Source organism: Bacillus sp. z33, from assembly GCF_058313615.1.
In genome coordinates this window covers 67,503-80,130 of record NZ_JBZFQN010000004.1, presented here as the reverse complement: position 1 = coordinate 80,130, position 12,628 = coordinate 67,503, and the positions used below count along the sequence as shown (strand labels likewise).

Here is a 12,628-nt window from a genome sequence, read left to right as displayed (position 1 = left end):
ACCTACTCAGTCATAAACGTGTATCCTTATTGGTTTTCCGCTTCTAACAAAGCAATTCGATTTTCCAGCCGTTTAATGTCTTCTTTTGTGGCAAGATCCATTTCAGCCATACGTTGCTTAACCTTTAAGTTTATTTGTTGTTCAAATTCTGTCCGGGCTTCATCTCCCTTTTTCACCAGTTCATCAACCATTGATTTGGATTCAGCACGAGATACCTCGCCTTTTTTTACCAATTCATCCACTAATTTTTCAATTTGTTCCTTACTGGTTACAGCTGCTCCAATTCCCATAGAGAACGTCTTATTTATGATATCTCTAATCATCACTTACTTCTCCTCCTTCTAATTTATGGTCGATAGAATGCGGTAAACAAAGTAATTTCCTTTATTACCTTTCCTCCGTCAGATTAAAACAAACTTATAAATTGTGTATTTTTTGTGAATAGTTAAAATTGTCTGTTGAAAAAAAGAAGACAGTGCCATTAGGCAGTCTTCTATTATGAATCATTACATAATGTCTGTTTCTTTTTCTGTACCAAATATAATTCCATTTTCTTTCCGGGAGCGCTCAGTGACTTCCAGTACGTCTCTACTTATTTCTACCAATTGTTGGTAGTCAGCCTGTTTGTCATGCTTGATTATATCGACAAATGCTTCAATTTCGTAGGTCATATCATTCTCTTTTTGAGGGATGGAAAATGGTTCACACACTTTCGTTTCTCTATTAATATACTCAAGCTTTTGAATCGTTCCTGATCCAGGAAAAATTATGTTCCCCGACTCTCCATGGATTTCATTTGACCCATAGGAATTCACAATTTTCGAGCATACAATTGTACATACAAACTCTGCATATTGGAGTACCAGTGTTCCTCCTCCATCTACTCCACTTTCAAGCATAACAGGAGTATAGCTTGTGGAAATAGGTTTTCCGAAAAGAGCGATGGCCATAGATAAAGGATAAACCCCAAGGTCCACCAAGGCTCCACCTGAATAGTCAGCTGAGAAAATATTAGGAACTTCTCCCTCCAGGAACTGATCATATCTCGAGGAATATTTCATATATTGTAAATTTACATTGCGAATTCTTCCCACCCGCTTTATATTGTCTTGCAGTAATTTAAAGTTTGGTGTATGAATGGTTCGAATAGCTTCAAAAAGATACATATTGTTCTTTTTAGCTGTTTGATAGGCCTTATTTAATTCGCCCATATTCGAAAATAATGGTTTTTCACAAATGACATGTTTTCTATTCTCGAGCATTAATATCGCTTGTTCGAAATGGCATGAATTCGGAGAAGCGATATAGACAATATCAATTTCTTCACATTTGGCCAGTTCTTCCAGTTGATTAAAGACAAGATCAACACCGTGCTCATTGGCAAATCGGGAGGCCTTATCCAAGTTTCTGGAATAAACCGCCTTCAGATGGAGGCCTTCACTTTCCGATACTGCATTTATAAACCTTTCAGTAATCATACTTGTACCAATTGTCGCTAGATTCATAACTAACCTCTCCCTTGCCTATCAAAATAAAAACCATCATTTAAAATAAATACTAATGTATGTATACTGTTACCCAATTTACCTGACATACGGTACCTAAAACGAAAAATAATTTTATAATGGGCTGCCTGTACATAAATCATATCAAAAAAAGAACCGCCTATATCAAAATATAATATAGTTTAGTACATAAAGCATCGGCTGATATATATGATGATCCTCCCGAATACCGTAGTACCTTGCTCATCAATCTTATATAAAAGGGAAATAGAGCCGTTGAATAAAAAAAAGAGACTAAAACAGCCTCTTTCTATTAATCCTCATCTCTTGCATCCCAATCTTCAGGAATCGGCTCTGTTAACCATTCCTGGAATAGCTTTTTATATTCCTGCAGCTGCTCTTGATAATTAGTAAATTGGTCGGTGTTAATCAAATATTGTTCTCCATCAAATACAGCTCGGATTTTCTTTTGCTTAATTAGTGTTTCAAGATAGGATTCCGGCAATGATAAGTTTTCTGCTGTTTCTTTTACGGAAAGATACACTGATCATCCACCTCTTGTCCCAAAAATAGTTTTTCATTTAGTCTATCATATTTTTTAACGTTCTTCATTCAGATGAGGATTACGTTGCACAAACTAGAGATAATATAGGGATAACCACTTCTATTATGTATCTGTATTTTTACTGTTTTATTCCAAGCTGAAAAGATCTTAAATCTATTCTCCTGATTATTAACTATTTTAAAATAACTTATTTTTAAAATTTAGTGATAAATTACACGAATGTAAAGGTCCCGTAAATTTGTGTTAAACATTTGTAATTAGTATTTACTTTCATCGTTTGGTTCATAATAATTATACTTAGAAAAAAGTTTTCCAAAATAATAATGAGGTGTAAATAGTGGATGTAAGTATTCAACAGATGCTTTTTGAGTTTCTTGGCGGACTTGGTATCTTCCTGTTTGGTATTAAATACATGGGAGATGGACTCCAAAAATCTGCAGGAGATCGGCTAAGAGATTTATTGGACAAATATACAACTAACCCTATTATGGGAATTTTGGTCGGTATCCTGGTTACTGTTTTAATACAAAGTAGTTCAGGCACAACGGTTATCACGGTCGGATTGGTAAGTGCCGGATTTATGACACTTCGCCAGGCGATTGGTGTCATTATGGGGGCCAATATCGGGACAACCGTAACAGCCTTCATTATCGGTATTGATGTCGGTGAATACGCATTGCCAATTATCTTTGTCGGTGCATTTCTGTTATTCTTCTTTAAAAACCAAAAGCTACACAACTTCGGTCAAATCCTATTTGGATTCGGATTATTATTCTATGGCTTAGAGCTTATGAGCAGCGGGATGAAGCCACTTCGTTCCTTCGAATGGTTCCATGATTTAACTGTCAGCTTAAGTGATTATTCCATACTCGGCGTTTTAGTAGGAACTGTCTTTACATTACTCGTACAAAGCTCTAGTGCGACAATCGGGATCCTTCAGGGATTATTTGGCGAAGGGCTTATTGACCTGCAAGGTGCTTTGCCGGTACTATTCGGAGATAATATCGGAACAACCATTACTGCTCTGCTTGCGTCAATTGGCGCATCGATTGCAGCCAGACGCGCAGCTTGCGTACACATACTTTTTAATGTGTTCGGTACCATCATCTTTATGATTCTGCTCGTTCCGTTTACCGCTCTTATTAATTGGTTCCAGCAAACACTTGGATTGAATCCGGAAATGACCATCGCCTTTGCACACGGAACATTCAACATTACGAATACACTGATCATGATTCCATTCATAGGTGGATATGCTTGGATTGTTACTAAACTCATTCCTGGAAAGGATACTGTGATTGAGTATAAACCTGAGCATCTAGATGAAAGAATCATCGACCAATCCCCTTCCATTGCCCTTGGACAGGCGAAAAAGGAAACATTGCGAATGGGTGAGTTTGCGATTAAAGGATTGGAAGAAACGTATAACTACTTGTTAACGAATGAAACTTCTTCATTGAATACAGGCAATCAAATCGAAGAGGCTCTTAATAATTTGGATCACAAAATAACAGATTATCTTGTTAAAGTCTCAACAAGTTCATTGTCTGCCCATGAATCTGATGAGCATAATATTCTGATGCATACAATCACAGATATTGAGCGAATTGGAGATCATTTCGAGAATATCCTTGAATTTGCAGAGTATAAAAAAACGAATAAAGCAACATTCACAGAAGAAGCCACAGAGGGCATGTCTCAAATGTTCACTACTACTATTGAAGCTGTCAAAGAAGCAATCGCAGCCATAGAACATAACGATAAACAAAGGGCATACAAGGTGCTTGAGTTGGAACGTAAAATCGATAAGATGGAGCGCCAATTCAGAAAGCAGCATGTCATCCGTTTAAATAATGGAACATGTTCTGCACAAGCAAGCCTCGTTTACGTTGATATTTTAAGTAATCTCGAACGAATCGGCGACCATGCGAAAAACATCGCTGACACAATTATCGGTGAACAAGAATAAAAAGAAGCTGAAACAAAAAATTAAACCGAACTATTTTTAAAAGAATAGTTCGGTTTTTATTATTCTTCATCCTTGAATATAATTATTTGACTTCAGAAGTAGGTATTTACACATTCATTATGCCACTATTATAATACCTTCTAACTTACCCTCTAAAATATATTCTTCTATTTTCAATCATTCATACATGGTCTAATCAAAACCATCAGATTATACTGTCAATCTAACAGGTTTATTACTATAAATATAGGTTAAATAGTATTTTTTGATTTGAAAACGTTTTCTTAGAGCAAATTATTTTGTGAATATATACACAAGGAGTATGCTTAGAGTAGAGAAATTATGGTTATATAAAAATAACTAATTTAATTTTTTGCTATAACAAACAGAAATGGGGTATTTGCTATGTCAGACACAATGAAACAGCAAGCAGAGACACAATCTTCTCCAGTTGCTTCACAAGAAGAATTGTTAACTCAATTATCAAAACCAGAAGTTCAGGAATCATTAATTACTCTATTAAATCAATTACCACAATTAACTGAAGTTGTAACTGCTATGAACAAATCTTATGAATTTGCTCAATCCATCGCTACTGATGAAGTATTGGTAAATGATTTTGCTAATACAGCGAAGGAATTTGCAGAGCCTGTTACAAAAACAGCCAAACAGATAGCTGTCAATGCAATGGAAGCAAAAGAAAGAGCTGAACAAAGCAAAGAAGTCATCAGTGTATTTGGTTTAATGAAAATGCTAAAAGATCCTCAAATCCAAAAGGTTCTTCGTTTCGCAAGTGCTTATCTTCAAGTAAGCAACGAACGTTCTAAATAAACCTTTTCCATTAACGTAAATCAGTACTTATTATATGATTCTTAAAAAATACTAATTAAAAAATATACAAACAAGGGTGGAGCTTATCATGGCAAAAGAAATTGTTATCTTAGGAGCAGGGTATGGCGGTCTTCTTTCAGCATTATCAGCACGTCAGCATTTAACTCCTGAAGAAGCTACTATTACGGTTGTTAACCAATATCCGACACATCAAATTATTACTGAACTGCATCGTTTGGCAGCAGGCAATATTAGCGAAGGTAAAATTGCTATGCCATTGGATCGTTTATTTAAAGGAAAAGATATTAATCTCATCATCTCTAAAGTTGAATCTATTTCAGCAGATGAAAGAAAAGTAATTCTTTCAAGCGGTAAAATCTTAACCTATGATAAATTAGTCGTTGGATTAGGCAGCCAAACTGCTTATTTCGGCATTCCTGGTCTTGAAGAAAATAGCATGGTCTTAAAATCAGCAGAGGATGCCAATAAAATTAACAAGCATATCGAAGATAGAATTAAAGAATATGCAAAAACTAAAAATCAAGCAGATGCAACCATTGTTATCGGCGGCGGCGGACTAACCGGTGTTGAATTAGTCGGTGAAATTGCAGATACGACTCCTAAAGTAGCTAAAAAATATATGGTTGATCCTTCTGAGCTTAAATTTATCCTAGTAGAAGCAGGTCCAAAAATTTTACCTATGCTTCCGGATCATTTAATTGAACGATCTATGACAAGCTTAGAGAACCGTGGTGTTCAATTCTTGACTGGACTACCTGTCACAGGTGTAAACGGTAATGTGATTGATTTAAAAGATGGCCAACAAATTATCGCGAACACGTTTGTTTGGACTGGCGGCGTACAAGGTCTTCCAGTTGTTGGTGAGTCCGGTTTAGCTGTAGATCGTAACCGTGCAACTGTTAATGAATATCTTCAATCCACTTCACATCCTGATGTCTATATTGCTGGTGACAGTGCAGTTGTCTTCCCTGCTCCTGGTGCAAGACCATACCCGCCAACTGCACAAATGGCTTGGCAAATGGGCGAATTAATTGGATATAATATTGCGGCTTCCATTAAGGGTACTCTTCCTGAAGTATTTGCTCCAGTAAACTCAGGAACATTAGCAAGCCTTGGACGCAAAGACGGTGTAGCGATTATTGGCGGCAATTCCACGCCATTAAAAGGCTTACCGGCTACATTGATGAAAGAAGCAAGTAATATACGTTATCTATCACACATTAAAGGATTATTCAGCATCGTTGATTAATAAATTGGAAACTCCGGTCCGCTTATAAGCAGACCGGAGTTTTTTTACTTTACATTTCTTTATACTACTTCAACAATCTTCGTTCTTCTCGTAACTCCTCTGCTATTTCAGTCTATGTTAGCTTCTGGCTTTCTATAAATTGGGTCTATATAAAAAGCCTTGAACCTGTTTAGTACACAAGTTCAAGGCTTATACTTTGTTTATTTCAGCACACCATATTTAATATAATGAAATTGCCGCTCCATATCCTCTCTTTTCTGTTTCACAGTTGAAAGATCTGTTAACGCCAAGATAATTTGATTGAGGGTTATATTTCTCAAAATCGCAAAAACATGAAGCAAATCCTCTTTTTTTTCAAGCTTCAATAAATGAGTGTCAGTAATCAAGTTCATTATTGTCTCTTGGTTCTCTTCCATTTCACGAGCATCCGTAAAGCTCATTAAATGTTCTGCCAATCTAATATCTGTCCTTGTAAAAACATTAATCAAAAACTTGGAATGTGCGGGATCCATCGCTTTGTTGATTACAAAATCAAATAGCGTGAAGTGCAGCGAAAAGATATCGCCTACCTGATTGTCAATCATACAACTAATTCGATTAAAGAGATCGCTTTTGTACTCATTTAATAGATATAGAAACAAGTCTTCTTTATTTTCAAAATAACGATAGAAGCTTCCCCGAGGAATTTGCGCTTCTTTAATAATTCGATTAATTGATGCATCATAGAACGAGCATTGACTGAATTCCTCTTTAGCAGCCTGAATTATCCTTCTTCGCTTTTCCGTTGGTAAGTTCGCAAATGTCTGGGTTGGCATGTACTCCCCTTACTCTCTGCGTAAAGAGTCGACCGGATCTAATTTAGCCGCCTTATTAGCAGGCATAAGTCCGGAAAGCATGCTGATAATGATACTTGCAGCAATACCAAAAATGATATACGCTGGGCTCATTTGTACGATTTCAAAATCAATTAATTTGGTTGAAAGGCCGTTAGCCACAACCGTTAATAAAGAAGCAGCCAGAACACCGATGATGCCACTGGATAGTCCAATCAGAAATGCTTCAGATACAAAAATTCTTCTAATATCCATACGTCTTGCACCGATGGCTTTTAGTACCCCGATTTCCTTCGTACGCTCAACAACACTTATATGGAGAACAACCAGAATCATGATCGCTGAAACAAATAGTGAAATACCTGAAATTCCGGTTAATACATATGTCAAAACATCCAGCATTTCATTCATCATGTTTGTCATGGTTTCCTGGGATGAACCACTGTAACCCATATCCTTAATTTCAGCCTTTATATCTTCCGTATAGTCTTCATTATCTGCAACTAAATAGATACTTGTCGGTTCTAACGTCATGCCGTTCTCCTCTGCAAGTTGGACAAGATCATTGTAATTAACATAGATCAAATCCATTGCCGCAAATTGACTGCCTAACGATATAACTCCACTAACCGTATAGGTTTTTTCAAATAATTTTTCATTGAGCATCAACGTTATGTTTACATCTTTACCAATCATATCTCCGCCTAATTTTTCAGCAGTACCTTCCGCAAGGAGAATTTCTTGTTTTTCAGGTAAAGAGCCTTCTTTCATACTCGTATCCGTTAGATTAGAGGAGACGGTTGAAATCATCATCAAATCAACCTTTTTGTCCGCATATTTAACCGCATTGGAACCAAATGAAATGAGATTGAACCCTTTTTCCACTGAAGAGACGTGCTCGATTTTGGATAATTTATTAATATCCTTTTCCTCAAATGGTGTCTGTTCGCCCATCATCGATAGCATCATGGCCTGATTTTCATCAACTGATGGTGGCAGTTCTTCTTCCTCTGATGGCATATTTACTTCTACGACAAGCGGATTTACCATACTGTTCATAGAGTCATTCATGTATGTCTTCACACCATTCCCAATTGAAAGGAAAAAGATGACACTCATAATCCCGATACTCGCACCCAATGAAACCCAAATGTTTCTGCCAAGCTTCTCTTTCATATTGAGAAAAGCTAATTTCACCGCAGCACCAAAGCTAAGGTTTTTGCCGGTCTTCTTTTCTACTTGATTGGACCCGGATTCTTTTTGCACGAGAGGCTCTCCTCTGTCATCACGAACAATTTCCCCGTCCGCTATTTGAATCACCCTAGAGGAATGGTTTGCTACTCGCTCAGAGTGAGTAACCATAATAACCAGCTTACCTTGCATCGCAATCTCTTTGATGATAGCCAACACTTGTTCCGTTGTTTCAGAATCGAGTGCTCCTGTTGGTTCATCTGCAATAATAATTTCAGGGTCATTAATTAAGGCACGCGCAATCGCAACCCTTTGCTTTTGACCGCCGGATAATTGATTCGGCTTTTTATAAATATGATTCTTCAAACCAACCTGAGTCAGAATCTCTTCCGCTCGTTTAATGCGTTCCTCTTTTCCGACATTCGATAAAGTCATCGCAATCGTTACATTATCGAGAACAGACAAATGTGGAATCAGATTAAAGCTTTGAAAGATAAATCCGATTTTATTTTTTCGGTATTCATCCATTTCTTTTTCATTAAAATCACCAATATTCTTCCCTTCAAACTGAACAGAACCGGTAAAATCTGAATCCAGTCCGCCGATCAGATTCATTAAAGTGGATTTCCCACTTCCTGATTCACCGATAATCGAAACCAATTCCCCCTTCTCAAAGGAAACATTAACATCTTTAAGAGCAAGGAAGAATTGACCATCTGCTATTGGGTATTTTTTGTTCACATGATGCAATTCAAGTACTTTCATATAAGTTTTAGGACACCCTCTACTTGTTAATCTTCTTGATATAATTAGTCTGATCATTTATAAGATAATTTATCAAGTAAATCCAATATAAGTGACAACCTGTCACTCGTCAATAAATTATATTAAAATAATATTAATTAATAAAATATACTTGATTTAAAATGATTTCTGTTTAAATTTTATTATTTTAAAAAATATATACCCTTGATGAAAATAAAAAGCAGCTTATCCCTCTAAATTAGAGAAATAAGCTGCCTGACGATTATCATTTGTTTTTATTTATTAGAATGCTGAAGTCCAACCACCATCAACTACTAGAACTGTACCGTTTACAAAGCTGGAATCTTCAGAAGCAAGGAATAGCGCAGCATTTGCGATTTCTTCTGGCTGTCCTACACTAGGAATCGCAGCTTGTGCTAATCTAGCACGTCCCATACCAAACTCATTTATATTTTTCATAGATGCAGAAATATTGGTTTCAACCGCACCTGGTGCGATGGCATTACAGCGAATACCTTCTTTCGCATACATGAAGGCAGTGTTTTTAGTAAGTCCAACCACCGCATGTTTGGAAGCTCCATAGGCTGCACCGGCATGAGCACCGTTTAATCCACCAGTAGAAGCGATATTAATAATAATACCTTGGCCTTTTTCAAGGAATAATGGTATAGCTTTACGCATGGAACGCATAACACCCTTTGTATTCACATCAAAAATTAAATCCCATCTTTCATCTTCTATATCCCCAACAGGCTCAAATCCATCCATAATACCTGCATTATTAACAAGAATATCCAGTGTTCCAAATTCCTTAACAGCTGTATTAATCATTCCTTCGATATCTTCAAGATTCGTAACGTTCACTTGAAGCGCTTTCGCTGTACCGCCGTTATTTGTAATACCTTCAGCTACTTTTTCAGCACCCTCAAGGTTCATATCAGTCACTAAGACTTTAGCCCCTTCTTTTGCGTAAACCTCTGCAATCGCTTTCCCCATTCCAGATGCCGCACCTGTTACAACCGCTACTTTTCCCTCTAATTTCATTATAAATACCTCCTCTTAAAATTGTTGGCTCTTTAATATAAAACTGCTGATATTTATACAATGATAACCTTTAGACAACTTCTAGCCCTCTGATATTGAAGCGGGAAAAACATTGCCCGCAGCAATATTATTTCAAACATAGCCGTCGCCATAAACATTGCAGTTATCACCAATATGTCACCCGTAACCTAATCACACTTAGTAGTTTTCACGTTTTTTCATTCCATAAAAGAAAGTGAATTTATCGAAAAATACCTCTTCATGAATAGTTTAACTTATTTTTAACTTTAACAAAATAAAAACATTAATCTACTAGATCAAAAGTTGGACAAATGAGTACAAAAAGTAATGATAGAGAAAAAATGAATGGAATGGTGTTCATGATTTTACTGAATTAAATATCCAAGGTCCATTTTTTCTGTTCAGCTTCCTTCATCTGTTTTTCAGTTTGCTCCGGATAAACAGTACGGAATTTATGGTGTTCTGAAGGGATTATTTCTATCATTTTTTCAATCATATCCTCTGGGTCCATTTGATTTTTCAATCCCTCTTCCATTGCTTTCATATCTTCTTCACGGGTAAAGTGTTCTTCCTCATTAAACCATTTCCATTTTTCCTCTACTGCCCGATCATTGAATCCCGTATCGAATGAACCTGGATTTATGGTCGCCACCTGTACGCCAAACTCTTTTAATTCATCCTTTAATGTCAACGCAATCGCTTCAATAGCATGCTTGGTCGCAGCATATGGACCCGCATACGGTGTTGTCATAATGCCGGCCATAGAACTTAAGAAAATAATTTTCCCTTTCCCCTTTTCAACCAGTTTTCTTGCAGCAATTTGAGCTGATTCAAGCGTAGCAAATACGTTCACTTCAAAGATAGCACGGAATCGTTCTATTGGTATTTCACCAAGTGGTCCCCCTTCATTAATTGCGGCATTCGCTACAAATATATCAAAATCATATTTTTCAATTTCCTGAAGATCAATTGGATTGGTAATATCGAGTTTAATAACCTCCATATTCACATCCAGGTCTTTCGTTTCCCGCATAAGCGCTGTTTTCTGGGATGTCGTCTCAGTAGTAGCTATGATGTGATGACCTTTCTTCGCCAAGCCGATAGCCGTACCTTTCCCCAGTCCACTTCCTGCACCCGTTATAAATATACTTTTAGACATTTGTTATTCCTCCTCATTTTTCTTCCTCCCTTTTCTTCTTCCCAACGGATATTGGTATAAACATTCCAGGCCACCTGGCTGATTGTATGAAAACAAAATGATGAGAACAATGTTAACTAGAAATTTGGTATAATTGGAAAAGAGAAGCGAAATACCTTTTTAATAAAACCCCATTTCATTGAGCAATAGACCTATTCATGTTCTGCGATAGCAGAATCTAAAACAAGCAAATGAGTAGGTTGGGCGATTTTCGAATCTCTGTTTATGTGAAATAAAATAGAGAGATTAAATTCATTTAAAGGAGAAATGGAGACATGTTCAGAAAGTGTTTAGCCATCTTATTTGCATTATTCGTCATAGTTTCAAGTTTTCCTATGGAAAAAGATGTTCAAGCTGCATCCTCTAAAACCAAATATGTAACAGCTAGTACACTCAATGTACGTAGTGGTCCAGCAACTACATACAAAGTCATCGCAACGGTCAAAAAGAACACTTCGGTAAAAGTGACTCAAAAGAACGGTTCTTGGGAAAAAATAATCCTTGGGAGCAAAGCCGGTTGGGTATCCAGTACCTATTTAACTACCCAGAAACCAGCTGAAAAAGTCGCTGCGAAAACGATGTACGTCACAGCCAATACGTTAAATATTCGCAGTGGTGCCGGGACGAAATACAAAGTCATTACAACCGTCAAAAAGAACAGTGCAGTCAAAGTGACTCAAACGAAAGGTTCCTGGAGCAAAGTAATCGTTGGAAGCAAAACTGGTTGGGCTTCAAGTAGCTATTTAACGTCCACAAAGCCAGCAACTCCTAAAAATCTGGCTGAAGGCTTAAAAACAGTCGGAAGCAATAAGCAACTCATTCTCGTTACTTCAAATGGATACAATTCTTCGAACGCAGAAATCCGCACATTCGAGAGGAACTCTAAAGGAAAATGGGTACCTGTATTAACAACCAAAGGGTATATTGGGAAATATGGATTTTCGAAGGAAAAGGATATGACAGAAGGCGGCAAAAAGTCTCCGATTGGAAAGTATACAATCGGTACAGCTTTCGGTCGTAAAGCGAATCCCGGAACAAAGCTGAATTATCGTAAAATCACAGCAGATGACGTATGGGTTGATGATCCGAAATCAAAGCTATATAACACTTGGCAGTCAAAAAAGAAAAACAAGGGACAATGGAAAAGCGCAGAAAACATGAATATATCAGCATACTCATATGGTTTTGTCATCAACTACAATACAAAGCGAACTCCTTATAAGGGAAGCGCAATCTTCTTCCACATTGGCAACAGTTATACTTTAGGCTGCACCGCCACTTCTGAAGAAAACGTGAAAAAAACTCTGAAATGGTTGGATCCAAAAAAGAATCCCGTCATTATTCAAACTCCGATTAATGAGTTAAATAACTATTAATATTAAACCCTGCATTAGTAGTCAATGCAGGGTTGTTTTAACAGCTTTAATTCAAATGGA

At 36.9% G+C, this 12,628-nt stretch carries 11 protein-coding genes; 4 read left to right on the top strand and 7 right to left on the bottom strand.

Annotated elements, in window-relative coordinates; genetic code table 11:
- Positions 1-26: 26 nt before the first annotated feature.
- The 3 genes from AC4G3L_RS15015 to AC4G3L_RS15005 all read right to left on the bottom strand — a co-directional run bounded on the left by AC4G3L_RS15015 (position 27) and on the right by AC4G3L_RS15005 (position 2,049).
- Positions 27-323, bottom strand: coding sequence for a phasin family protein (locus AC4G3L_RS15015; protein ID WP_491077969.1), 297 nt, complete (start codon positions 321-323; stop codon positions 27-29).
- Between the two features lie 183 nt (positions 324-506).
- Positions 507-1,505 (bottom strand): Gfo/Idh/MocA family protein, encoded by a 999-nt coding sequence (locus AC4G3L_RS15010; RefSeq protein WP_491077807.1) that lies wholly within the window; start codon positions 1,503-1,505, stop codon positions 507-509.
- Between the two features lie 313 nt (positions 1,506-1,818).
- Positions 1,819-2,049, bottom strand: coding sequence for an excisionase family DNA-binding protein (locus tag AC4G3L_RS15005; protein WP_491077806.1), 231 nt, complete (start codon positions 2,047-2,049; stop codon positions 1,819-1,821).
- Between the two features lie 358 nt (positions 2,050-2,407).
- Here AC4G3L_RS15005 and AC4G3L_RS15000 point away from each other — a divergent pair, with 358 nt between their 5' ends.
- The 3 genes from AC4G3L_RS15000 (at position 2,408) to AC4G3L_RS14990 (ending at position 6,140) form a co-directional block, all read left to right on the top strand.
- Positions 2,408-4,039 (top strand): Na/Pi cotransporter family protein, encoded by a 1,632-nt coding sequence (locus AC4G3L_RS15000; RefSeq protein WP_491077805.1) that lies wholly within the window; start codon positions 2,408-2,410, stop codon positions 4,037-4,039.
- A gap of 405 nt (positions 4,040-4,444) precedes the next feature.
- Positions 4,445-4,870, top strand: a complete 426-nt coding sequence (locus AC4G3L_RS14995) for a DUF1641 domain-containing protein (RefSeq protein WP_491077804.1) — start codon at positions 4,445-4,447, stop codon at positions 4,868-4,870.
- A gap of 88 nt (positions 4,871-4,958) precedes the next feature.
- Complete coding sequence (locus AC4G3L_RS14990) at positions 4,959-6,140, top strand: NAD(P)/FAD-dependent oxidoreductase (RefSeq protein ID WP_491077803.1); 1,182 nt, start codon at positions 4,959-4,961, stop codon at positions 6,138-6,140.
- A 200-nt stretch (positions 6,141-6,340) separates the two neighbouring features.
- Here AC4G3L_RS14990 and AC4G3L_RS14985 read toward each other — a convergent pair whose 3' ends face one another.
- The 4 genes from AC4G3L_RS14985 to AC4G3L_RS14970 all read right to left on the bottom strand — a co-directional run bounded on the left by AC4G3L_RS14985 (position 6,341) and on the right by AC4G3L_RS14970 (position 11,153).
- Complete coding sequence (locus AC4G3L_RS14985; RefSeq protein WP_491077802.1) at positions 6,341-6,955, bottom strand: TetR/AcrR family transcriptional regulator; 615 nt, start codon at positions 6,953-6,955, stop codon at positions 6,341-6,343.
- Positions 6,956-6,964: 9 nt separating this feature from the next.
- On the bottom strand, positions 6,965-8,929 hold the full coding sequence (locus tag AC4G3L_RS14980; RefSeq protein ID WP_491077801.1) for an ABC transporter ATP-binding protein/permease: 1,965 nt from the start codon (positions 8,927-8,929) through the stop codon (positions 6,965-6,967).
- Positions 8,930-9,211: 282 nt separating this feature from the next.
- Positions 9,212-9,973, bottom strand: a complete 762-nt coding sequence (locus AC4G3L_RS14975; protein ID WP_491077800.1) for an SDR family oxidoreductase — start codon at positions 9,971-9,973, stop codon at positions 9,212-9,214.
- Between the two features lie 394 nt (positions 9,974-10,367).
- Positions 10,368-11,153, bottom strand: a complete 786-nt coding sequence (locus AC4G3L_RS14970; RefSeq protein ID WP_491077799.1) for an SDR family oxidoreductase — start codon at positions 11,151-11,153, stop codon at positions 10,368-10,370.
- Between the two features lie 314 nt (positions 11,154-11,467).
- On the opposite strand from AC4G3L_RS14970, the gene AC4G3L_RS14965 reads away from it, so the two are divergent.
- On the top strand, positions 11,468-12,568 hold the full coding sequence (locus tag AC4G3L_RS14965; RefSeq protein WP_491077798.1) for an SH3 domain-containing protein: 1,101 nt from the start codon (positions 11,468-11,470) through the stop codon (positions 12,566-12,568).
- Positions 12,569-12,628 lie beyond the last annotated feature (60 nt).